Annotated in this window: 21 protein-coding genes and 2 pseudogenes; 18 read left to right on the top strand and 5 right to left on the bottom strand. The window is 42.8% G+C overall.

The window, feature by feature from the left end; genetic code table 11:
- Both AYJ08_RS01595 and AYJ08_RS01590 read left to right on the top strand, forming a co-directional pair.
- Nucleotides 1-211 (top strand): annotated as a pseudogene (locus AYJ08_RS01595) (ABC transporter ATP-binding protein); the annotation flags it as partial.
- Entirely contained in the window at nucleotides 208-1398 is a 1191-nt protein-coding gene (locus AYJ08_RS01590) for an ABC transporter permease (RefSeq protein WP_064016325.1), read from the top strand. The pseudogene AYJ08_RS01595 and the gene AYJ08_RS01590, both read left to right, overlap by 4 nt.
- A 121-nt stretch (nucleotides 1399-1519) precedes the next feature.
- On the opposite strand, the gene AYJ08_RS01585 is transcribed toward AYJ08_RS01590, so the two are convergent.
- The 4 genes from AYJ08_RS01585 to AYJ08_RS01570 form a co-directional block, all read right to left on the bottom strand.
- On the bottom strand, nucleotides 1520-2476 hold the full coding sequence (locus AYJ08_RS01585; protein WP_064016324.1) for a hypothetical protein: 957 nt from the start codon (nucleotides 2474-2476) through the stop codon (nucleotides 1520-1522).
- The gene (locus AYJ08_RS01580) at nucleotides 2457-2990 is read right to left on the bottom strand and encodes a sigma-70 family RNA polymerase sigma factor (protein ID WP_064016323.1); all 534 of its coding nucleotides are present in this window, start codon (nucleotides 2988-2990) and stop codon (nucleotides 2457-2459) included. The genes AYJ08_RS01585 and AYJ08_RS01580 overlap by 20 nt, the downstream gene beginning before the upstream one ends.
- Nucleotides 2991-3257: 267 nt before the next feature.
- Entirely contained in the window at nucleotides 3258-3611 is a 354-nt protein-coding gene (locus AYJ08_RS01575; RefSeq protein ID WP_064016322.1) for a hypothetical protein, read from the bottom strand.
- A 230-nt stretch (nucleotides 3612-3841) separates the two neighbouring features.
- Nucleotides 3842-4111, bottom strand: coding sequence for a substrate-binding domain-containing protein (locus AYJ08_RS01570; RefSeq protein WP_231928967.1), 270 nt, complete (start codon nucleotides 4109-4111; stop codon nucleotides 3842-3844).
- A gap of 62 nt (nucleotides 4112-4173) precedes the next feature.
- Here AYJ08_RS01570 and AYJ08_RS01565 point away from each other — a divergent pair, with 62 nt between their 5' ends.
- From AYJ08_RS01565 to AYJ08_RS01550, 5 genes are all read left to right on the top strand, one after another.
- Nucleotides 4174-4362, top strand: coding sequence for a hypothetical protein (locus tag AYJ08_RS01565; RefSeq protein WP_064016321.1), 189 nt, complete (start codon nucleotides 4174-4176; stop codon nucleotides 4360-4362).
- 180 nt (nucleotides 4363-4542) lie between these two features.
- Nucleotides 4543-4713, top strand: a complete 171-nt coding sequence (locus tag AYJ08_RS22645; protein WP_064505007.1) for a DUF2759 family protein — start codon at nucleotides 4543-4545, stop codon at nucleotides 4711-4713.
- 166 nt (nucleotides 4714-4879) lie between these two features.
- Nucleotides 4880-6052, top strand: a complete 1173-nt coding sequence (gene steA / locus AYJ08_RS01560; RefSeq protein ID WP_064016320.1) for a putative cytokinetic ring protein SteA — start codon at nucleotides 4880-4882, stop codon at nucleotides 6050-6052.
- Entirely contained in the window at nucleotides 6049-6726 is a 678-nt protein-coding gene (locus AYJ08_RS01555; protein WP_064016319.1) for a glycosyltransferase family 2 protein, read from the top strand. Before steA ends, AYJ08_RS01555 begins: the two co-directional genes overlap by 4 nt.
- Nucleotides 6723-7655, top strand: a complete 933-nt coding sequence (locus AYJ08_RS01550) for an MraY family glycosyltransferase (protein WP_064016318.1) — start codon at nucleotides 6723-6725, stop codon at nucleotides 7653-7655. Before AYJ08_RS01555 ends, AYJ08_RS01550 begins: the two co-directional genes overlap by 4 nt.
- Here AYJ08_RS01550 and AYJ08_RS01545 read toward each other — a convergent pair.
- Complete coding sequence (locus AYJ08_RS01545; protein WP_082890832.1) at nucleotides 7610-7918, bottom strand: DUF2627 domain-containing protein; 309 nt, start codon at nucleotides 7916-7918, stop codon at nucleotides 7610-7612. The two genes, AYJ08_RS01550 and AYJ08_RS01545, sit on opposite strands and share 46 nt — an antisense overlap.
- Before the next feature lie 101 nt (nucleotides 7919-8019).
- On the opposite strand from AYJ08_RS01545, the gene AYJ08_RS01540 reads away from it, so the two are divergent.
- The 11 genes and pseudogenes from AYJ08_RS01540 to AYJ08_RS01490 all read left to right on the top strand — a co-directional run.
- Nucleotides 8020-10098 (top strand): sigma 54-interacting transcriptional regulator, encoded by a 2079-nt coding sequence (locus tag AYJ08_RS01540; protein WP_064016316.1) that lies wholly within the window; start codon nucleotides 8020-8022, stop codon nucleotides 10096-10098.
- A 226-nt stretch (nucleotides 10099-10324) separates the two neighbouring features.
- Nucleotides 10325-11416 carry a Glu/Leu/Phe/Val family dehydrogenase gene (locus AYJ08_RS01535; RefSeq protein WP_064016315.1) on the top strand — a complete coding sequence of 364 codons (1092 nt, stop codon included), beginning with the start codon at nucleotides 10325-10327 and terminating at the stop codon, nucleotides 11414-11416.
- A 252-nt stretch (nucleotides 11417-11668) separates the two neighbouring features.
- Nucleotides 11669-13090, top strand: coding sequence for a dihydrolipoyl dehydrogenase (gene lpdA / locus AYJ08_RS01530; protein WP_064016314.1), 1422 nt, complete (start codon nucleotides 11669-11671; stop codon nucleotides 13088-13090).
- An 18-nt stretch (nucleotides 13091-13108) separates the two neighbouring features.
- Nucleotides 13109-14101, top strand: coding sequence for a thiamine pyrophosphate-dependent dehydrogenase E1 component subunit alpha (locus tag AYJ08_RS01525; RefSeq protein ID WP_064016313.1), 993 nt, complete (start codon nucleotides 13109-13111; stop codon nucleotides 14099-14101).
- A gap of 12 nt (nucleotides 14102-14113) precedes the next feature.
- Nucleotides 14114-15097: an alpha-ketoacid dehydrogenase subunit beta gene (locus AYJ08_RS01520; protein ID WP_031414370.1), complete on the top strand. Its 984-nt coding sequence runs from the start codon at nucleotides 14114-14116 to the stop codon at nucleotides 15095-15097.
- An 18-nt stretch (nucleotides 15098-15115) separates the two neighbouring features.
- On the top strand, nucleotides 15116-16468 hold the full coding sequence (locus tag AYJ08_RS01515; RefSeq protein ID WP_064016312.1) for a dihydrolipoamide acetyltransferase family protein: 1353 nt from the start codon (nucleotides 15116-15118) through the stop codon (nucleotides 16466-16468).
- 228 nt (nucleotides 16469-16696) lie between these two features.
- Nucleotides 16697-18775: a stalk domain-containing protein gene (locus tag AYJ08_RS01510; protein WP_064016311.1), complete on the top strand. Its 2079-nt coding sequence runs from the start codon at nucleotides 16697-16699 to the stop codon at nucleotides 18773-18775.
- 397 nt (nucleotides 18776-19172) lie between these two features.
- Nucleotides 19173-20825, top strand: a complete 1653-nt coding sequence (locus tag AYJ08_RS01505) for an acyl-CoA mutase large subunit family protein (RefSeq protein WP_064016310.1) — start codon at nucleotides 19173-19175, stop codon at nucleotides 20823-20825.
- A 25-nt stretch (nucleotides 20826-20850) separates the two neighbouring features.
- A complete protein-coding gene (gene mce / locus AYJ08_RS01500) occupies nucleotides 20851-21693 on the top strand; it encodes a methylmalonyl-CoA epimerase (RefSeq protein WP_064016309.1) in 843 nt (280 codons plus the stop codon).
- The gene (locus AYJ08_RS01495) at nucleotides 21686-23242 is read left to right on the top strand and encodes an acyl-CoA carboxylase subunit beta (protein ID WP_064016308.1); all 1557 of its coding nucleotides are present in this window, start codon (nucleotides 21686-21688) and stop codon (nucleotides 23240-23242) included. The genes mce and AYJ08_RS01495 overlap by 8 nt, the downstream gene beginning before the upstream one ends.
- Nucleotides 23243-23349: 107 nt before the next feature.
- Nucleotides 23350-24457: pseudogene (locus tag AYJ08_RS01490) on the top strand (M20/M25/M40 family metallo-hydrolase); the annotation flags it as partial.

The following is a 24457-nucleotide window of genomic DNA, read 5'->3' as shown; positions in this document are numbered from 1 at the left end:
CCTAGATAGCCGCTCTACCGCAGAGGTTATGGCCATTTTCCAAGAATTGCACGCACAGGGAGTTACCATTATTCTTGTTACGCATGAATTGGATACCGCCCAGCACGCAGAACGTATTGTTGTCTTTAAAGATGGTGTCATTATTAAGGATGAAAAAGTAAAAGAACGACTCTTTGCTGTCGCAGATGAAAACGAGGTGTTCGCTACATGAACCTCATCGAAAGCTTTCGCATTGCTATAGATGGTATTTGGTCCAATAAACTGCGTTCCATTTTAACCATGCTAGGAATTATTATCGGCATCGCTTCCGTCATTGCCATTATGACAATGGGTAAGGGCGGAAAAGAAATGATGACAAATCAGTTCGGAAATGTAGCCGATCCAAAGTTTACCGCAAGGATAAGCTGGGAGAGCGATGAGCCTGTCAAGGATGATGATTTGACCATCGATGATGCCGTTACCCTGGAAAGAATTAATCCTTACATTAAAAATGTCATGGCTCAAATCTACGGTGGCGGAACCATCAAGGATAAGAAAAAGGATATCAGTGCTCAAATATATGGGACAACGGGTAACTTTTTAGAGGTAAATTCGAGCTATAAGATGGAGAAGGGTCGTTTCTACACCAGAGATGACGATAAAGAGCAACGTGATGTTGTTGTCTTAGACAAGGGCTTAGCAGATAAATTATTCCCTCAGGGAAATGCGGTAGGAAATCGGATTTACATGTCAGATACTTCCTTTGTTGTCATTGGGATTCTAAAAAATGATATGCAGGGCTTTATGGGCGGTGGCATGCAGGATCTGGTGTACATGCCGGCACGAACTTATCTCAATCACAATGAAAAAGCAACGGTAAGCATGTTCCACATTCAAGCCAAATCAAATGCTACGATTCAAGCCGGGGTGGACTTTACCAAGCAATATCTAAATCGCGTTCATAAGCATACCGATCATTATGTGGTAACAGACAAAGACAATAATTTAGAGTGGATCACGGGGATGCTTGACAAGTTGACGATAGCCTTCTCTGTTATCGCCGGAATTTCTCTTTTAGTTGGCGGTATCGGGGTAATGAACATTATGATCGTCTCCGTAACGGAGCGCACACGCGAAATCGGGATTCGAAAAGCGCTTGGTGCCAAAAAACGGGATATCTTGACCCAATTTTTGATCGAATCCATTATTGTCTGCTTAATTGGTGGTGGGATAGGGGTCGCTCTTGGTCTTGGACTTACTTCTATTATTATCTCAATTGCAGGCATGCCTCCTGTTACATCCTGGGAAAGTATTCTGATCGCATTTGGCTTCTCTAGTGCAATTGGGGTTTTCTTTGGAATCTATCCGGCAAACAAAGCCGCCAAGCTTGATACAATTGAAGCATTGCGTTACGAATAATATAAAGAATAGAAATAGGATGCCGTGTCACCAATTGCAGTAGGAGATTCGGCATCCTATTTTTTATGGAGTGTTATATGATTTCTAGCTTAATGGAACAGTCTCGTCCAATATGGAATGTTTATTTTCCCCTTTTTTCAACAAAGACGTTAAATTCCATTCCGTACTCTTCTTTAAAGGTTTTCGCGTACTTTTCATTTATTTCCGAAGCTTTTTGTTTTGCTGTCTCCATGTTTTCTACCATTCCTACTTCAATATAAAACATATTCTCGCTGTCTTTTAGAATACGAATTCCTTTTTCCTCAAATAGCGCTTCTTCCATTAAAGCAAATTGCTCCCCGAGTGGATATGCGGCAGTTCTGATGGAGTATACAGTTTTTAGCTGTGCCTGATTATCTTTTGAAAGATTCAATACGATTTGGGCAGGGTCCGAATATTCCTTTACTTCATATTTAACTGGTGATGTAAAGACAAATACGAAACGATCAGAAGAATCGTCTAATGTAATCAATCGGTATGCATCTGCTATCAAATCACTCTTCTTCAGTTCCTCAAAGGTTTGCTGATCAAACCATCTTACGCCATTCAAGGTAAAAGTCATTGTGTATGGATTTTCCTGATAGGATATGTTGAAAGCAGGGGCGTTTTTTTGTGGTGCTTCTCCCGATTCCTCGTTACCTTGGGCAAAGTTGATGACAATTTGCTCGGCATCTTTTTCTTTTACGAGCGTAATTGGCTTGATGCCACTTCCGTCCGTTCTTTCGCCGCCATCGGCATACCCGCCATTAAATTGCAATACCTTTACAAGGCTTCCTAGAAACGGTACATGTGCTGCAGCAGCAACAAAACTCGGCAGTGTGTTGACGGCAGCGCCAAACAATATAAACATGGCCGCGACTCCGCCAAGTCCCTTCATTACCATTCTGCTTGTTTTCATTTTCATTGGTCTTACTCCCTTATTTCGCGATGATAATTCTGCATTAGCCTTTGCTTTAGCCGATTGGATTACAGCATCTAGCTCCTTGGGTATTTCGATGCTTTCATAGCTCTTTTTTACTTCATTTAATTGATTGTTCAAGATGTTCAACCTCCTGCAAATCAATTTTTAATTTTTGAAGTCCCCGATAGAGACGCGTTTTAACAGTACTTACGGGCACGTCCAAGATTTCTGCTACGGACTCCAGTGTCATATCTTCGAAAAATCTTAAGATAATTACTGTCTTATATTTTAGATCGAGTTTTTCTAGTGCCTGTCTTACATCGAAGATATCATCCCGATTTTTATCCGAATGCTGCATAACATTTTCCAAAATACTCGTGTCCATAACTACCATTCTTCGCGTCTTTCGCAAGGAATTATGAGAGCAATTAATCGCGATACGATACAGCCACGATTTGAGAAATTCAGGTTTTCTCAGGGTATCAATTGAGACAATAGCTTTATATATCGTTTCCTGTACGATATCCAGTGCTTCTTCTCTGTTTTTTACAAAACTATAAGCGAGTCTGTACAAATGCTCCTTGTTTTCTTCGATAAGTTTATAAAGATGATCGCTCTCCTTCGAGGAATGATTTGGAGTATGCGCGGGCATATCGTTCTCTCCTTTCAAACAAATGCTCCAATCGTTTGGTTCCACTATTAGACCAGCCAGCAGAACAGAAAGTTTCATTTTAACAAAAGGGGGTAGACTCTTTTTTATATTCAAAGAAGATGGGAGTACAAGGAAGTTGCCCAGTTTTTATTGTTATGTAATCTTTTGTTGAAAACAACCTGCTTATCAGACGGACGATATGTAAAAAGTTACCCCCCTTTAACTTTATTAGTCAAAGGGGGGTAACTTTTTTAAGCTTGGAACAAATCATTTGCTTAACGATTTATGTCCAGTAGCTAATTCCTCGTCGCTTGGAACCTTGCCTTTAAAAGCTAGAGAAGCCTTTGAAACCTGATTATTGTATGCAACCTGATTTTCCTGCTGTTGCCTGTCAATGGTTTGGTTCATAAGCTGCTGAGAATAAACCGGCATTGCCTTTGAATTTTGAGTCATTTGCTGTGAAGTCTGCATTAAAAGCATTGCCTGTTTATCATGTAAATCTGCCTGTTGACGATGAATCAGAGCTTGTTGCTCGTGAGCCTGAGCTTGAGTTAGATGGGCTTGAGCTTGTTGCTTATGCATACTGATTTGTTGGTTGTATTGTGAAGTAAGCATGTTCATGAGATAGCCTCCTTTCCACTGGTTCACTTTAGCGCTATCGGGAAATAGGTTTTGCTTGCGATTCCTTGCTCATGGTATGGGAAGATCGCGTTTGTGAGGGATTATTTTTATCACTTTGCTTAGGTTTGACTCCGTTATGCTTGGACATCATGGCACTTCCTTTCTTAAAAGGTTGGCTGTTGAAAATGTCTTTCATAGCATCCCCATTTCCGCAAAACACATGGCGTCAATTAGTCAAAAAGCAATGAAAAACTTTTACCAATCCCATCAGTGATCATAATGTGTATCACCCAATCTATAAAGGATGCGAGACGCAGATCGTTTGCTTTTTCAGCAGGATAGGCGAGTAGTGTAGGCCGGGTAAACGTGCCTTGAGAAATATCAATTGCAACTAATGTTCCCTGCAGCTTTTCCAGTTGAACGAAACGTGAAGGTAAGAGAGCAATCCCTAAATTTTGTAACACCATCTGCTTAACAGCACTAAAACTATCTAGCTCCATTATGATAGTCGGGAAAACACCATTTTCGGCCAGATAACGATCGACGCTCTGACGTTAATGGATTGCTATTACCAGGGAGCCCTGCTCATTTACGGGGATATTTATTTGAATTTTTTCCTAAGCTAAAAAGCGTGGAAGAGCAACGAAGGCCAAGCGCTGAGGCAATAAAGGAAGCCTTGCTTCAAGCGGGTTTTGCATCTGTACAGATCGAAGAGGGAGATCGCTGGACGTTATGGATTGCAACAAAATAAAAGATAGAAGAGTTGATCAAGCAGGAAAATTGCCAATCTATAGATTGGTAGGAAACTTGTGAATTTACTTGTCACAATTGCTGTTATGACTTGTTTCAATATTGGCTCCATTATATAATTGAATTGCCATTGTTTGCTATCCTTGGACAGGTACATTATTTGCAAAGGGGTTGAATTGGGATGCAATGGGTTATGGACGTAACCATGTTTCTGATAACTCTGTTTATTTTTGCTGGGGTTTTTCGTTCAATAAAGGCGAAAAACAGGTTTGCCACAGCGTTTGGCTTAGTGTCATTAGCAGTATTTGTCTACGCCGATTTCCTTATTCTTAAATTCGCAACAGGTGCGTAATTGTAAAATGTAAGTGGTTTCATCATGAGAAGCTTTTGCTTTTGCAAAGCTTCTTTTTTTATGTTTATTTCGTGTAAGAATCCAAAGTCAATTCCAATAACGTTCTCCTATTGACGCATGATCAAGAAGGGGTTACGTCATACTAGAAATAGGAGGTGGAGTAATAATGAGATGGCGTAAAGGCAAGTCCGATTCTGTTCACATTAAGGGAACCCTCATGACAGATTCAAAAACCAAGTGGCTGTGTCAGCGATTAAAGGCAGGGCATATTGCCATGATTGACCATAAAAATCTGGATGTAACAGCGGCTGAAGACCTGATTGCATCTCAAGTACAAGCAGTTATCAATCTCTCCCCCTTTTTGACAGGCGATTTTTTGACAGAAGGAGCAGCACTTCTTTTACAAGAGAACATCATACTTTATGAGATCGAACATACAGCATCTGTTACAAGAGATTTACAAGAGTTTTTAGACGGAAAGCAAATCGAAATTATCAATGATTGCCTACATGCTCTTCCTGCCAAAAAACCAATCAAGATTGCTCTACGTCCATTTCGTATGTCAGATTACGAAACGAGAGCGCAGCAAGCTATAAATCACGAGCCAAAACACTACATACATTTTCTAACAAATACGCTATCGTTTCTGGAACAAGAAAAAAACCTTTTTACAGCTAGACTTCCATCTATCAGCATCCGTGCATCGTTTACGAATCGCTTTGTTGTGCTTGTGAACCGTGGGCCCTCTGCACGAGACGATCTTCACTCATTATCCTCTTTTATAAAGAAATATCGCCCAATTCTGCTTGCGGTAGATGGGGGAGCTGATATCATCCTGAGCTGTGGATGGGTTCCTGACGTTATTATAGGTGATTTAGATAGCGTATCGGATCGGGCTCTTTATTCTGGAGCAGACATTATCTTGCACGCTTATAAAAATGGAATCGCACCGGGGCGAAGTCGGTTAGATAGGCTGGGGGTGCCGTATCAGCTCTTATCCGCTCCTGGTACGAGTGAGGACGTAGCTATGCTGGTTGCTTATCAAGGTCAGGCAACTCGGATTATTACAGTCGGGAGTCATACCAACATGCAAGATTTCTTGGAAAAAGGAAGAAAGGGAATGGCTAGTACCTTTCTTATTCGTACTCGCATTGGACATAAGCTGATTGACGCAAAGGGCGTTCATTACTTGATTCAGCAAAAAGAAATGTACAAACCTTCTGTGGGGACTGTTGTGGCAAGCTCTTTGTGCTTACTTCTTCTGCTTTTATTCATGCATCCAACCATTCGTACTGTTGGCTATACGCTCTGGACGCACGTTAGTAGGGGAATGGTATGAGAGTTAGCGCGATTATTCCAGCCTTTAATGAGCAGGATTGGATTGAGGAAACCGTTTCTACATTAAGAGGGTCATCGTTCATCCATGAGTTGATTGTAGTAGATGATGGGAGTATCGATTGTACTGCTAACATCGCTCGGCCTTGGGTGGATCAGCTCATTATCATGCCTAAGAATGTTGGCAAGGGAGCTGCTTTGCATGCGGGCTGGAAGGAAGCTACAGGTGATATTATTTTGTTTTTGGATGCTGATTTACAAAAGAGCGCCCGTGAAGTAGATAAATTACTGACTCCTGTCGTCAGAAAAGATTGTGATATGTCGATAGCTATATTACCTAAAGCCCCTCGTAAGGCTGGCTTTGGACTGGCTAAAAAGCTGGCCCAGCAAGGGATAGTACAGATGACTCTGCAGAAGCTGCAAGCCCCTTTATCCGGACAAAGAGCTTTTAGACGCGATTTATTTTCCTGTGTTCGTTTCGTGGATTGTGGGTTTGGGATTGAGGTAGCAATGACAATTGATATTTTACGGGCTGGATATCGAATCATAGAAGTTCCGGTGAATTTCACACATCGTTATACAACAAACAATCTTCACGGATTTTTGCATAGGGGCAAAGAGTTTTGGCATGTGTACCGAACCTTACAACGCAAGCGGCAGGAGGCGGAAAAGAGATGAATAATTCCATACTATTATTATCCTGTATTGCCATCATGCTACCGCTGATCTTGCACGATGTATTTTTCCTTCGAGGAATAAAAATATTGAAGAAACACGAGATTGTCAGATTAAATTATCAAGAGGAATTGATACCAACAGGCTGCGGGTGGTTTTTATTTTTTTATATTACCAGTACCTATTTGCTGCTCTTGCTATTATGGTGTTTCCAGCCTTCTGTAGCATTACCTTGGAAATTGGGAGTGTTTTTTCTTTGTGGTTCTTTTGCAATCGCCGCGCTGGGCTGGCAGGATGACTGCGCACCCGATAAGCATATTAAGGGATTCCGCGGACATGTCGGTATATTAGTTACTGAGCGAAGAATGACCAGTGGCTTTTTAAAAGCCTGGGCAGGGGGCAATATCTCTCTCATTATTTGTCTGGCTTTATATGATAATGTGCTGGAGATTCTGTTTCATACCATCCTCCTTGCCTTGTCGATTAATCTAATAAACCTATTTGATCTGCGACCAGGAAGAGCCAGCAAGGTGTTCTTGAGCCTATTTATTCTTGTGTTAGTATCGACTCCTTTTTTTAGCGTACCAGTGTCGTGGATTATGATTTATCCCATTATTAGTGCGACCCTTCTTTTATTTTATCATGATGCAAAACGTATGGTCATGCTAGGAGATACAGGCTCCAATTATCTTGGTTTTATTTTAGGGTACACGTTAATCTGTACTACTCCCATGAACATCAAAATTGTTTTTTTTCTGCTGTTTCTGTTTCTGCATATATTGGCAGAGCGTTATTCATTTACGACCTTTATCCGTAATCGCCCTCTTTTGCATAAACTAGATTTGTTGGGGGGAAAAAAAGCTCCGCCTATGCATAGCGAAGCTTCTTACTCCTCATCTTCATCGGGATCTCGCTTCATAAAGCGCGGTTGAACACGATTGCGTCTACGGTCATGATGCAAAATAAAGCCTCCAATAAATGCAATAGGCACAACAAATAAAAAGGCTCCTAAAGTAAAGTACCCCCACATAAATTGATTGATATCAGGATTAAAGTATTGATATAGTGTATCGCGCATTATCTTAAAGCCCCAGCCTGCGATGACAGCGGGAATCACCATGATGAGCAACGCAACGATTCTTTGACCAAGCAACCAAGACACATCCTTTTGTAAAGGTTTGTTTATTTCCATCATAAAACATCTGGGGATGCTTGTCTAACCTACAAAATACGATAAAATGTAAGATGGAAGATTCAGCCATAGCAGCAGTCCTCAATGAAAGGGGTGGGTTTTATATGCATAAAGTTATTGTAGTGGGGGCTGGAAAAGGCGGTACACTACTAATCCACTTATTGTTGCAGATGGAGGGTGTAAGGCTGATTGCTGTGGTCGACCACAATGCTGATGCCCCAGGTATACTAGTGGCTAACTCTCTTGGGATACAGGTAGGGACGGATTATGTTCCTTATTTGGCTGATGTGGATTTGATTTTAGAAGCAACTGGCGATCCTCATGCCTATGATGACATTTTAAAGAAAAAGCGTGCTGAAACGGTTTTAATACCAGGTAACTTTACGAGTATTATCATGAAATTAATTCGTGAACGCGAAAAGCTTATTCAGACACTTCGTCAGAAGCAACGAGAGTATGATACCATGCTAAACTCCACTCATGACGCAATTATTGCTGTCAATGAAGAGGGGAAGGTAACGATCTTTAATCGAGCTAGTGAAAAGCTGATGGGGTTGTCTAAGAATGAAGTGATTGGTACGCGTGCGGAGCATACGATTCCGAATACGCGTTTACACTATGTACTAAAATCCGGTCATCCAGAGATTAATCAGGAGCAGGCTTTAACAAATGACACTCGTATTATTACGAATCGGGTACCTGTACGAAATGATGCTGGGGAAGTGGTCGGGGCTGTCTCCGTCTTCCGAGATATTACCGAGATTATATCTTTACTTGAAGAGGTAACTGATTTAAAAGAATTACAAAGCTTATTACAAGGAATTTTACATTCCTCTGACGAGGCGATTTCTGTTGTTGATGGCGATGGGATCGGACTATTAATTAATCCAGCCTATACACGCATTACGGGAATGACACCCGAGGATGTTATAGGCAAGCCAGCTACTGTGGATATTTCTGAAGGTGAGAGTATGCATATGCAAGTGCTGCGTACCAAAAAACCAGTTCGCGGTGTACGTATGAAGCTAGGGCCAATGCGTAAGGATGTGGTGGTAAACGTAGCCCCGGTGCTGGTTAATGGAGAATTGCGTGGCAGTGTAGGCGTTATTCATGATATATCTGAATTTAAGACCTTATCTGAAGAATTAGAGACGGCTAAACGACTGATCCGCACTCTGGAAGCAAAGTATACCTTCGATGATATTATCGGGGATAGTGAAACGATGAAGGGTGCGATCGAACAGGCTAAGCTGGCTGCCATGACTCCAGCTACTGTCATTTTGCGCGGTGAATCAGGAACGGGTAAAGAATTGTTTGCCCATGCGATTCACAATGGAAGCTCGCGAAAGTACAATCAATTCATTCGGGTTAATTGTGCATCCTTATCAGAGACCCTGTTAGAGAGTGAACTGTTTGGTTATGAAGAGGGAGCCTTCACTGGTGCAAAACGTGGAGGCAAGCGCGGTTTATTTGAGGAAGCTAGTGGCGGTACCATTTTCCTAGACGAAATTGGTGAGCTATCAATGGGCATGCAGGCTAAGCTTTTACGCGTATTACAGGAAAAAGAGATCATCCGTGTTGGTGGCACCAAAGCGATTCCAATCGATGTTCGCATTATTGCAGCTACACATGTTCATATGGAAACAGCAATACAAGCAGGCAAATTCCGAGAAGATTTGTATTATCGCTTACATGTGCTCCCGATCTACATACCACCTCTGCGTCAACGACAGGAGGACTTGGAAGTGCTTGCTAGTTTTTTGCTCCAAAAATTTAATCTCGAATATGGTCGCCACGTTCAGCAAATCAACAAATCCACATTAGATGTCCTAAAAGGATACCGTTGGCCAGGTAACGTTCGTGAGCTCGAAAATATTTTGGGACGGGCTATTATTCACATGAAATTTACAGAGATAGAGATCATGCCGCATCATTTGCCGCCCTTGGAACGAACTTATGCTTCTCAAACGGAAGCAGTCAATCAGAAACCAACTAATAGGAAAAGTAGAACCTTAAAGCAAGCCGTCGAAGAGGCGGAGAAACAATGTATTCTACAAGAGTTACATAAGGCAAAGGGCAATCGAACAGAAGCAGCTAAGCAGTTAGGCGTATCCTTACGCAATCTTTATTACAAAATGGAGAAACTAGGCATTTTGGAAACGAATCCACAAGATGGTTTGTGAAGATCTGCAAAATTTTGCGTGCAAAGGATTGCAAAGTTGTGCAAAATATTTCATCATAGATAAAGTGAAACGTGTTGTTCACATCCTCTCCACCGATTGTTCACAAATATCTTATGGGTTGGCATGCTTATTGCTTTAGAAAAAAGGTAGGTTGTGTAAGCGAATTCATAGAAAGAAAAACAAACCCCAAAATCGTTTTGGAATAGAAACAGCAGGAGGGCTACTCATGAAAATCTTTGATTATCTGCAAAAATACGATTATGAACAATTGGTGCTTTGTCAGGATGAGACTTCTGGATTAAAAGCAATAATTGCGATTCATGATACAACGCTTGGCCCAGCTTTGGGTGGTACACGTATGTGGATGTATAATTCCGAGGAAGAGGCAATTGAAGATGCACTTCGCTTGTCTCGTGGTATGACGTATAAAGCTGCGGCAGCAGGACTTAATTTGGGCGGAGGAAAAGCGGTTATTATCGGTGATCCTCGTAAAGATAAGAGCGAAGAGTTATTCCGAGCATTCGGGCGTTTTGTCCAAGGCTTGAACGGACGTTATATTACGGCTGAAGATGTGGGAACAACTGTTGCTGATATGGATTTAATTTATCAAGAAACCAACTATGTAACAGGCGTATCACCAGCATTTGGTTCTGGCGGAAATCCTTCTCCTGTAACAGCCTATGGTGTGTATCGCGGGATGAAGGCAGCAGCAAAACGCGGCTTTGGTCATGATGATCTCTCCGGTAAAACGATTGCTGTTCAAGGGGTAGGGAATGTTGCTTACAATTTGTGCCGTTATCTGCATGAAGAAGGTGCAAATCTAATTGTAACGGATATTAACATGGAAAATGTTCAACGTGCGGTTGTGGACTTCGGAGCTAAAGCGGTAGGAGTCAATGAAATCTTCGGCGTTGAGTGCGATATCTTCTCTCCATGTGCATTAGGTGCAATTATCAATGATGACACCATTCCACAATTTAAAGCCAAAGTAATTGCTGGAGCGGCTAATAATCAATTAAAAGAAGAACGTCACGGCGACATTATCCAGGAAATGGGCATCGTCTATGCGCCTGATTATGTAATTAACGCTGGTGGTGTCATTAACGTTGCAGATGAATTGCATGGCTATAACCGTGAACGTGCTATGAAGAAGGTAGAGACGATTTACGATAATATGAACCGCGTGTTTGAGATTGCAGATCGCGATAATATTCCTACGTACAAAGCGGCTGATCGCATGGCAGAGGAGCGTATTGCTCGTCTAGCTAGATCGCGTAAAACGTTTTTGCGTGATCCAAAAGCAAGCTTACCAAAGTAAGAACAACTTGACTGAAAAAAGCATTGGTAGTACGGTAGTGCAAGAATGTAATTGATTCTTGCACTACCTACACGATCTACTTCATGCCAAATCCCAAGATAAAAAGGCAGAACAAATGAGAAAGAGTAGGAGTTGGACCATTTCTTGACACATCCAGCTCTTTTTTTAGTACCAGGTCATGGAATGTGGTATAATGTGTCTCGGTAAGGCAAAAGCAATACATAGCTACTACAGGGTAAAGGAGATATGAACATGTCCCAAGAATTTGATCTTGTCGTGCTTGGTGGAGGAATTGGCGGCTATGTAGCTGCGATCCGTGCCACACAATTAGGCATGTCGGTAGCCATCGTCGAAAAGGATAAAATGGGCGGAACGTGCCTACACCGCGGATGCATACCATCCAAAGCATTATTGCGTAGTGCCGAGGTTTTTGCCACTCTCAAGGAAAGTGAGAAATATGGGGTGCGCACAGGTAATGTAGAGCTGGATTTTGAGCTGGTACAACAGCGCAAACGCTCGATTACAGAGCAATTGCATAAAGGCGTAGAATACTTGATGAGCAAAGGAAAAATCAAAATATATCAAGGATTTGGTCGCGTAATGGGACCAAGCATATTTTCTCCGCAAGCTGGTGCGGTGCGCATTGAGACAACAGATGGTGAACAAGAAATCATCGTTCCTCGCTTCTTATTGATTGCAACTGGCTCTAGACCACGAGTTTTACCTGGCCTAAATATAGATGGAATACATATAATGACGAGCGATGAAGCGTTGGAAATGGAACAGCTCCCAGCGTCTATGATCATCGTTGGTGGAGGAGTTATCGGTATTGAATGGGCATCCTTGTTAAGCGACTTTGGTGTGGATGTTACCGTAATCGAGTACGGGGATCGCATTTTGCCAACAGAGGATGCTGATATCAGTAAGGAATTAACCCGCATACTTAAAAAACGGAAAGTAAAAATCGTGACAAATGCAAAAGTGATGTCCGAAAGCGCTCAGGTGGCGGAAGGTCAGGTAAGCGTACAAGCGGAAGTAAAGGGAGAAATTCAAACCTTTGTCGCTGAAAAAATGCTCTTGTCTGTAGGCCGTCAAGCTAATGTAGATAATTTAGGCATAGAAGCCACTGAAATTAAGGTGGATCAGGGGCATATTGCAGTTAATTCTACCTATCAAACGGCTGAACCGCATATCTATGCAGTAGGAGACGTGATTGGTGGGATTCAATTGGCTCACGTAGCTGCTCACGAAGGAATTTTGGCCGTTGAGCATATGAATAATCGACCAGTGGAGACACTTGATCCGGCAAAGGTAGCCAAATGCACCTATAGCCGACCCGAAGTAGCAAGTGTAGGCTTAAGTGAAGCAGAAGCGAAACAACAGGGGTATCGCGTTAAAACAGGCAAATTTAGTTTTAAATCACTAGGAAAAGCATTGGTTTTTGGAGAAAACGACGGATTTGTAAAATTGGTTGTCGATGAACAAACCAATGATGTACTTGGTGTACATATGATTGGGCCGCATGTTACTGAAATGATTTCAGAAGGAGCATTAGCGCGTGTATTGGATGCGACCCCATGGGAGATCGCCCATACCATTCATCCGCACCCGACATTGTCGGAAGCCTTTGCGGAAGCGGCTCTGGATGTTGACAATCTGGCTATTCATTCTTAAATGCAGGGAGGAAACCTTATGACAAAGAATCGTCATCAGGCTGTAGGTTTAACCGATGAGCAAGTGCTGGACATGTATCGCTACATGCTCTTGGCAAGAAAAGTGGATGAGCGTCTTTGGCTGTTAAACCGAGCTGGTAAAGTTCCGTTCGTTATTTCCTGCCAAGGACAGGAAGCCGCTCAGGTTGGGGCTGCTTTTGCCTTTGATAAAGAAAAAGATTATTTATGCCCGTACTATCGTGATTTTGGAGCGGTTATGGTCTTTGGGCAAACAGCTCGCGATACGTTGCTGTCGGCTTTTGCAAAAGCTGAAGATCCTAACAGTGGCGGCCGTCAAATGCCTGGTCATTTTGGCGGGAAGAAATACCGAATTTTAACAGGATCGAGTCCCGTTACGACACAGGTGCCACATGCTGTCGGAATTGCCTTAGCAGGTCGAATGACAGGTGAGAATCATGCTGTTTTCACCTCTTTTGGCGAAGGGTCTAGCAACCAAGGTGATTTCCATGAAGCGGCTAACTTTGCAGGGGTTCATAAATTGCCGGTTATTTTCTTCTGCGAAAATAATAAATATGCCATTTCCGTACCCTTGAAAAAGCAGTTGGCCTGCGAAAGCGTGGCTGACCGCGCAGTTGGTTATGGATTCCCAGGGGTTAGCGTAGATGGTAACGACCCTATTGAAGTGTATCGTGTCATGAAAGAAGCGGTTGATCGAGCAAAGTCTGGGGAAGGTCCTACCTTAGTCGAAGCCGTAACCTATCGTCTGGTGCCTCATTCAAGTGATGATGATGATCGTGTATACCGCGATCGCGGAGAAGTGGACGAAGCGAAAAAACAAGACCCCATCATTACCTTTGCCCATTATTTAAAAGAGATAGGCCTCTTAACGGATGAGTCAGAGTCGGCTCTATCTAACGAAGTGCAAGCAATTGTAGACGAAGCGACGGAATACGCTGAGCAGGCGCCATATCCAGCGCCAGAATCTACTTTGATTCACGTATACGGATCGTAAGGGGGACTTAAGATGGCAGTTATTTCTTTTATTGATGCAATTACCATGGCGATGAAGGAAGAAATGCGTCGTGATCCTAAAGTATTTCTGTTGGGAGAGGACGTAGGAGTACGCGGAGGGGTTTTCCGTGCATCAAATGGTATGATTGAAGAGTTTGGAGAGCAGCGTGTTATCGACACACCATTAGCTGAATCAGCGATTGTGGGTGTAGCAATCGGAGCAGCAGCGGTAGGCATGCGTCCTATTGCAGAGATACAATTTGCTGATTTCATTTTGCCAGCGGTGAACCAAATTGTTTCCGAGGCCGCTAAAATGCGTTATCGTTCCAATAATGATTGGAATTGCCCGCTTACTGTTCGAGCTCCGTTTGGTGGAGGGGTACATGGGGCCTTGTACCATTCGCAATCCTTAGAAGCGATGTTTACGAACGTTCCAGGGTTAAAAGTGGTAGTTCCTTCTACCCCATATGATGCAAAAGGTTTATTAAAAGCAGCTATCCGTGACGAAGATCCGGTTCTGTTTTTTGAACATAAACGTTGCTATCGCTTAATTAAAGGCGAAGTGCCAGAGGAAGATTACACAGTACCAATTGGCAAGGCAGACGTAAAGCGAGAAGGAGACGATATTACTGTCATCTCTTACGGACTTACCCTGCATTTTGCTTTGCAGGCAGCGGAAAAGCTCGCTCAAGAAGGAATTTCTGCCCATGTTCTAGATCTGCGTACACTTTATCCGCTAGACAAGGAAGCGATCGTAGAAGCGGCCTCTAAGACGGGAAAAGTGTTAATTATCCATGAAGATAATAAAGAAGGCGGAGTTGGTGGCGAGGTAGCCGCTATTATCGCTGAGCATTGCCTATTCGATTTGGATGCGCCAATTAAGCGTCTGTGTGGACCCGATGTACCGGCAATGCCATACAGCCCACCGATGGAAAAATTCTTTATGTTAAGTCCAGAAAAAGTATTGGAAGCGATGCGTGAATTAGCGCACTTCTAGGCAAAAGGAGGACGAACCATGGCAACGAAAGTACTCATGCCACAATTGGGCGAGAGCGTTACAGAAGGTACCATCACCAAGTGGCTCGTAAATGTGGGCGATGTGGTCAACAAGTATGATCCGTTAGCTGAAGTAAATACAGATAAGGTAACCGCCGAAGTGCCCTCCACTGTATCGGGACGCATCAAGGAGATCATCGTTCCTGAAGGAGAGACAGTTAGTGTCGGTACTCTGATCCTTTATATAGAAGAAGGAACGGAAAGTGTCAGCAATTCAACAGGCAGTGTAGAAGAAAGCTTGCCGGAATCTGCCACATCAATGCCGTCTTCAGCTCCTGCCTCAACAGGTGGAGCTGTGAGAAATGAAACGAAGGGGCAATCGGGAAGTAAACAACGCTATTCCCCTGCTGTGATGCGTCTTGCTCAGGAGCATAATATTGATCTAGCCCATGTGACAGGCACTGGCTTAGAAGGACGGATTACCCGTAAAGATATACAAAAGGTGATTGATCAAGGTGGCTTACCACAAGCAACCGATGCGAACAAATTAGCAACTACTCCACAGCCTGCTACAATACCGACTAGTGCACCAGCACCATCTATGTCAGTGACATCGCAGTCCAATAGTCTCAGCCCAATGACTTCTTCAGCACCAAGTCAAGTATCTGTAGCAGCAGGAGACCAGAGCATCCCTGTAACGCCAGTTCGTAAAACGATAGCGTCACGCATGGTACAAAGCAAGCATGAATCCCCGCATGCTTGGATGATGGTTGAGGTGGACGTAACCAATCTTGTTCACTTCCGCAATCGTATAAAGGATGAATTCAAGAAAAAAGAAGGCGTTTCTTTAACCTTCCTACCATTCTTTATCAAGGCAGTGGTAGAAGCATTAAAAGAATTTCCAATGCTTAATTCCTCTTGGGCAGGCGATCAAATCATCGTTCGCAAAAACATAAATATCTCTATTGCTGTAGCGAGCGAGGATGCTTTATTTGTTCCGGTAATTAAGGATGCTGATCAAAAATCAGTGTATGGTATTGCCAAGTCAATTGAAGACTTAGCGTACAGAGCGCGAGCAGGTAAGCTAACAATGGATGATATGAGCGGCGGAACCTTTACCGTAAATAATACTGGATCGTTTGGTTCTGTGCTGTCACAGCCTATTATCAATGCACCGCAAGCGGCGATAATGAGCGTGGAATCCATCGTGAAACGTCCAGTCGTTATAAACGATATGATTGCTGTTCGTTCCATGGTTAATCTGTGTTTATCTCTTGATCATCGCGTTTTGGATGGGCTGGTTTGTGGCCGATTCCTGCAAAGTGTAAAGGCGAAATTGGAAGCCATTGGCCCAGAAACGAAGGTTTACTAACACGAAATAAAATGGAAAAAATGAGGAAGATAGGTAATCTTCCTCATTTTTTTGGTTTTTTTATGTAACTTTTTCACGATTTGTTCGTATTAAATAATGGATACTATTTTAAAATTGCCTTAATGTTATCAACAACTTTGTCTTATTAACATACTGTTAATGGTACACTGAAAGGGAGAGTTGAACTTATCCAAAGGCAAAAAATCGAGAGTGAACAGGAGGAGAATTATGAATAAACAACTAAAGAGAGGCGCATTCCTACTGCTAGCATCGACTCTAGCAATTACACCTTTGGTCTCTGTTCCGCAGAGTACATACGCAGCTAAGAATTTATCGATTGATGCTGATGATACTGACACAGATGAGAAAACCACGTATACTCTTACATTTAAAGCAACGGACGATCTAAAAAAAGGTGATAAAATCATAGTCAAATTTGATAGTGATTTTGACCTGAAAAATGTTAAAAAGGGTTCCATTGAAATTGATGGAGACTCAATTAAAGATTTAAAAAGAAGCGGATCAAAATTAACGATCAGTATTCCTTCTAAAATTGATGAGGGTGATCGTGTTGAAATCGAAATCGAAGACGTCATTAATCCAGAAGATAGTGGGGAATATGACATTTCTGTTGACGATGGAGACGATGAAGCAGAAGAAAGCATTAAGATCGGTAAGGGTAAGAAAAGCTCTTCTTCCAAAAGCAAAACAGAGAAAAGCGCCTTTTCCGTTGACTTTGGAAGCAAATATCAAGATGAAAAAACATCTCTTGAATTATCCCGAATTGATCTAAATGACAAGCTAGATGATACAAAGTATGTAGAAGTGACATTCCCATACTCTAGCATGGTACCTAATAAAATCAGCACAAGTGACGTTGAACTAAATGGATATTCTCCAAAAGACGTTGAGGTATCTGGAAGAACAGTTAAAATTAAGCCTAGCTCGAAAGCAGACGGCGATAAAAGGCTGACGATTAAATTTAACAAAGATGCGGGAATTAGAACCCCTTCTTCTAGTAGCTCTTTTAAAGTAGAAGTTGATTATAGGAATACAACCTACGTTTCAAAAGAATTTGAAATGAAAAAAGGTTCCGCCTCTGTAGATAGTGACTACAGTGTCACTTTATCCGATAACAAAGCAGGAGCTCGCAGCACTGTGTCGATGGATGTAAGATTAAGGGATGAACTTAGAGGCGGCAATGATCTTTATGTAGAATTTCCTACCCAAGATATGGTTCCGGGCTATATTTTTAGCTCATCTGTAACAATCAATGGAACTCCTGTGAGATCTACTGGTGTTTCGGGTCGTACTGTAACCTTGTCAACACCTTATAACTTCTCTAGTACAGATCGTGTTCGTATCGAATTTAAAAACGACGCGTTCCTTAAAATGCCTACATCAACAGGCAACTACGATCTGGCTGTAAAATATAGAGATACAACTTATCGTTCTAAATCGTTTACAGTAGCAGCAGGCGGAGTAACACCAACGAATCCGACTAATCCTACGTATCCGACAAACCCAACTAATCCTACAGTACCTGTGATTCCTGCTAACAACAGCACAGCGACTGTAGCACTTAGCAAGCCTAATCCAAATGCAATTACTGGTATGACTGTTGGGATTAAGGCGCTAGGCGTTGGTCTTAGCACAGCTGATTATATTGAAGTGGTTATGCCAACAACCTTCCGTGTCCCTACGACTATTCCAACAACAGCAGTGACCGTTAATGGCACATATCCAAGCTATGTTGGTACTCGTGGACAAAACTTGGTTATCTACCCATCAGTTAACCTACCTGCAGGTCAAGCAGTAAGCGTAGCAGTAAATGAAAATGCAAAAATCCAAACACCTGGAGCATCTAATATTTACAATGTAGGCGTTTATACATCTGCTGAAAAAAATCCGTTGTTCATTCGTCAGGTAACGGTCGGTGCGCAAAACGGAATCAGCTTTAAAGTAGGTGCAGCATCCTTTAAAACACAAGGAAAAACCTTCCCATTGGCTGTAGCTCCTTACACAGTGAATGGGAATACTATGGTACCAGCTACCTTTGTACGTGATGGATTGAAAGTAAGCACAACATACACAAAAGCGGCTGCTACTGTAAAATATGGAAAAACAACCATGAGCTTCAAAGTAGGCTCAAAGGTTGTCAACATCAATGGCAAGAACTATACTCTGCCAACCGCTGTACAATTGAAAAACAATGTACCAATGTTACCAATTCGTACAATCACTGATAACTTGCGCTTCAACCTAGCATGGGATAACGCTTCTTCCAGCGTCATTATTTTTAAATAAGAACGTAGCTTAAAGCAAAATACCCCCAGAAAAGATGGACATCCATGCAAGTCCATCTTTTGACTGGGGGTATTTTTTAATGTTTATAGGAGAGCGTTTCCTATATGTATTGAAAAATCATCGGAACAATGAGAGCCAATACAAGAATAACGACCAGAATTTTGGCGATAGTAGATTGATGTTTCAATAGGGACAGCTCCTTTTCTTATGTTCAATAATGTTGCAAAAGGCTTTACTGCAACCAGAGGGAGGTAAAGCCATCATTTCTAAAAATTGAATCTGCTTGCTTAAATGTACAAATGCTACTACCGTTGATTGAAAAACGGCGAGGCTATGCTAGAATAAAATAGAGGAGAATTCTTAATTTTTCCATTATGCTGGCATTGGGGGAGAACACGTGTCTGATCATAATTTTACCCAAATCTATCAGGACTGGCAACAACGGTTGAATCAACGGCTCGAGAAAACACCGGAACGCAAGAAAAGGTTTTCCACCTCTTCCGATTTGGAAGTCGAGCGGCTTTATCTGCCTAAAGAAGCGAATCAATCATATATGGATCAAATCGGTCTTCCCGGAGAATATCCATATACTCGTGGCGTTCAACCTACGATGTATAGAGGGCGCTTTTGGACGATGCGTCAGTATGCTGGTTTTGGCTCAGCAGAAGAGACGAATAAACGGTTTCGCTACCTGTTAGAGCAGGGACAGACTGGACTAAGCGTTGCTTTTGACCTACCTACACAAATTGGGTATGACTCCGATGATTCTATGTCGGTGGGAGAAGTAGGGAAGGTTGGGGTCGCAATTGATTCCTTGGAAGACATGGAAACCTTATTACAGGGGATTCCGCTTGATAAAGTGAGTACCTCTATGACCATTAATGCACCGGCTTCTGTATTATTGGCCATGTACATCGTTGTTGCAGAGAAACAAGGAACACCGTCGCACGCCCTAAGCGGCACAATTCAAAATGACATTTTAAAGGAATATATTGCCAGGGGCACCTACATTTTTCCACCGCAGCCCTCTATGCGTCTGATTACAGACATTTTTGCACACTGTGCGCAACATGTGCCTAAATGGAACACGATCAGCATTAGTGGGTACCATATTCGAGAAGCGGGTTCTAGTGCTGTACAAGAGGTAGCTTTTACTCTAGCGGATGGCAGAGCATATGTAGAAGCAGCATTGCAAGCAGGTCTTGATATTGATCTTTTTGCTCCGCAGTTATCTTTCTTTTTTAATGCACATAATCATTTCTTTGAAGAAGTCGCAAAATTTAGAGCTGCCAGAAGAATCTGGTCAAATTTAATGAGAAACGTCTATGGAGCAAAGCAGCCAAAATCTTGGCAATTTCGTGTTCATACACAAACAGGCGGTTCTACCTTAACGGCACAACAGCCAGATAATAATATTGTGCGAGTTACTTTACAAGCGTTGGCGGCTGTATTAGGTGGAACGCAGAGCTTGCATACCAATTCCCGTGATGAAGCTCTTGCTCTGCCAACAGAGGACTCTGCACGCATTGCCCTACGCACTCAGCAGATTATTGCCCATGAAAGCGGGGTTACAGATACGGTCGATCCATTGGGCGGCTCGTATTATGTGGAAGCCTTAACTGACGAGATTGAAAAAGGCGTTCTGGCTTATATGGACAAAATTGAGAAAATGGGTGGTGCAGTTGCGGCAGTCGAAGCAGGATATATGCAACGTGAGATACACAAGCAAGCCTATGAAACACAACGTAATATTGAGTCTGGAGAAGAAGTGGTAGTAGGGGTGAATCGGTTCACGCTTGAGAATGAGACGCAGCCTGAGCTTTTACGAGTAGATCCATCGATTGGTAAAAAACAGACGGAGCGACTATCAGACCTGCGTAATCGCCGAGATGCGATTTTGGTTGATCAAACGCTCGGTCGATTAAAGGCAGCAGCAGAGGGTACAGAAAATGTAATGCCGTTTATTCTCGACTGTGTACGTGCTTATGCCACGATTGGAGAAATCTGTGGGGTTTTACGTCAGGTTTTTGGGGAGTACCGGGCGGTTTAATCGGGTCGAAGGAGGAAAGACAACGATGAAACAAAAAATTCGTGTATTAGTAGCAAAGCCAGGTTTGGATGGCCATGATCGTGGTGCACTCGTTATCGCCCAATCCTTACGTGATGCAGGGATGGAGGTCGTATATACCGGCTTGCGTCAAACCCCTGCACAAATTGTACATGCGGCGATTCAAGAGGACGTTGATTTTATTGGATTGTCCTGCTTATCTGGGGCGCATAATGAATTATTTCCAGAAGTAATTCGTTTGTTACGAGAGCAGCAGGCTGAGGATATTATGGTTTTTGGCGGCGGAGTGATTCCGCAAGAAGATATTCCTTTCCTAAAAGAACAGGGGATTGCTGAAATTTTTACACCGGGTACTCCAACACAGGCGGCTGTAGACTTTGTTCGAAGCATGGCGAGACCCAAAAGGGACAGCTGGGTCGAAACTCCCAAACGAATTGCTCATATAGGCATCGCTGTCCAGTCAATTGAAGCGGTCCTTCCCTTTTACACGGAACAATTAGGTCTACAGCTTAAGGGAAGGGAAAAAGTGGAATCAGAGCAGGTCGAGGTTGCCTTTCTGCAAATTGGAGAAACGAATCTGGAACTATTGGAGCCTCTCTCCCCGGAAAGCCCAATCGCTAGCTTTATTACAAAACGAGGCGAGGGTATTCATCATATTGCATTGGATGTGGATGATATTGAGGGACGATTGCAACAATTTAAACAGAATGGAGTACAGCTTGTCCATGAACAGGCTAAGTTAGGGGCGCATGGAGCACAGATAGCCTTTTTGCATCCCAAAGCGGCGAATGGCGTATTATTCGAGCTATGTCAGTATGAACAGCAGAAGGAGGAACTGGCAGATGAGTGATGAGATGTACGCTAAGATTGACGAGCTATACGAGCGGAAGAATAAAATAGAATTGGGCGGTGGAGATGAACGAATCGAAGCCCAGCATAGACGTGGAAAGCTCACAGCTCGTGAAAGAATAGATCTGTTAGTGGATTCAGGAACCTTCGTAGAGCTTCAGCCATTTGTAAAGCATCGTAGCAAGCTGTTTGGACTAGATAAGCTGGAAGCCCCTGGGGAAGGCGTTGTGACAGGATACGGAAAAGTTCAGGGACGGACGATTTATGTGTTTGCCCAAGATTTTACTGTCTTTGGCGGGGCGTTAGGTGAAATGCACGCTAAGAAAATTGCTAATATTATGGATTTAGCGGCGAAAAATGGCGCCCCTGTTGTAGGCTTAAATGATTCTGGAGGAGCACGCATCCAAGAAGGGGTAGTTTCACTAGATGGCTATGGGCATATTTTTTATCGGAATTCTATTTATTCAGGCGTCATTCCGCAAATTTCGGTCATTCTTGGACCATGTGCTGGAGGAGCCGTTTATTCGCCTGCTATCACTGATTTTGTGTTTATGGTAGAAAAAAGCTCGCAGATGTTTATCACGGGACCTAAGGTCATTGAAACTGTTACAGGTGAAAGAATTTCTAGTGAAGATCTTGGAGGAGCAAAGGTTCATTCCAGCATAAGTGGAGTTGCTCATTTTACGTCGGAGTCGGAGGCGGAAGTGCTGGAAGAAGTTCGCCGTCTCCTACAGTTTCTGCCTCAAAACCACCGCGAAGAGCCTCCCGTTATTTTGTTTGATGGGGAGGAGGGGAATTGGCTTGAGGAGATGCTAGACATTGTTCCTGTCGCCGGGACTAAGGTATACGACGTGAAAAAGGTGTTGAAACTCATTGTAGACGATGGAGATTTCATGGAAATTCAATCACAATTTGCACGAAATGTCGTGGTTGGATTTGGGCGTTTAAAAGGTCAACCTGTAGGCTTTATTGCCAATCAGCCTAAAGTGATGGCAGGAGGACTTGATATTGATTCGTCTGATAAATTGGCACGTTTTATTCGCACTTGTGATTGTTTTAATATTCCGTTAGTTACCTTTGTGGACGTGACCGGCTTTTTTCCTGGAGTAAATCAGGAGCATGGGGGAATTATCCGACATGGAGCCAAAATTCTGTACGCATACTCAGAAGCAACTGTGCCAAAAATAAGCGTCATTACTCGTAAAGCATATGGCGGTGCTTACGTTGCGCTAAATTCCAAAGCCATTGGTGCTGATGTTGTATATGCTTGGCCTAATGCGGAGATAGCGGTGATGGGGCCAGAGGGCGCAGCTAGTGTCATTTTTGCAAAAGAAATTGAGAAAAGTGAAGATGCTTTGGCTACTAGACAACGCAAAATTACTGAATACCGAGAAAAGTTCGCCAATCCTTATGTAGCAGCAGAGCATGGCATGGTAGATGACATTATTGATCCGAGAGAAACGAGAAAATACCTTATTCATTCTTTGGACATGCTAAAGACGAAACGTGAGGAGCGCCCTGCAAAAAAACATGGCAATATTCCATTATAGCTACGGGAAATGGGAAAGAAAAAAAGTTCCGACTGAATAGTGCAGACTAACTTTTTTACGGTATACTAAAAGTGTTACATAGAGAATTGGGAACGGAGGAAGTCAATGTGATTAATCAAGAACGAATTCTTGCAGAGTTTTTGGAGCTTGTACAAATCGACAGTGAAACAAAAGAAGAAGCAGCGATTGCAGAGGTATTAAAGGATAAATTGGCAAGCTTGGGCTTTTCTGTAGAGGAAGATGATGTTGCTTCCAAAACAGAACATAGTGCGAACAATTTGTTTGCTAACCTAGAAGGTACTGCTAAGGGTCCTGCCATTTTGTTTAGCTGCCACATGGATACCGTCGTTCCAGGCAAAGGTGTAAAGCCTTCCATTAAAGATGGGTATGTTGTAACAGATGGTACTACGATACTGGGTGCTGACGATAAAGCAGGTATCGCAGCGATCTTTGAAGCGATTCGTACATTAAAAGAGAAAAACCTACCCCATCCATCTATCCAGGTTGTATTAACCGTTGGTGAGGAATCTGGTCTAGTTGGTTCACGTCACATGGATGCGAGCAAATTAAAGGCAGAAATGGGCTTTATTTTGGATTCAACAGGGAAAGTGGGCGAAATTGTCAAAGCTGGAGCTGGCCAATACCGAATTGTTACCAAAATTCACGGAAAAGCTGCTCATGCTGGTGTGAATCCAGAGGATGGCATAAGTGCTATCACTGTGGCTAGCAAGGCTATTTCACGTATGCCGCTTGGACGTATTGATGAAGATACTACTGCAAACATTGGCCGTTTTGAAGGTGGTCGCGCTTACAATATCGTGACAGATTACGTGGAGATTTGGTCTGAGGCACGTAGTATGGTAAATGAAAAATTGGAAGCACAAGTGAAAAAAATGACGTCTGCCTTTGAAGAAGTGGCTTCTGAGCTTGGGGCGACTTGTGAAAATGATGTTAAGTTTATGTATTCCGGCTATAAATTTGATGAAAGTACGCCAGTGTTACAAAAAGCGATTGCCGCGGTTAAACGTGTAGATCGAGAGCCGAAGCTAACCAGTAGCGGCGGGGGCCGTGACGGTAACGTGTTTAACGGACACGGCATCCCTTCTGTTCACCTTTGGTTTTGCGTATTACGAGCATACATACAAAAAATGAACGCATGCCTTTAGAGGAGCTATACAAGGCTTCTGAATTAGTACTAGCGGTTATCACTGAATG

The organism is Brevibacillus sp. SKDU10, from assembly GCF_001645205.1.
In the GTDB taxonomy this organism is placed as follows: Bacteria; Bacillota; Bacilli; order Brevibacillales; family Brevibacillaceae; genus Brevibacillus_B; species Brevibacillus_B halotolerans.
Note: the sequence above shows the minus strand (reverse complement) of the source record. Positions and strands in the feature narration are given on the sequence as shown.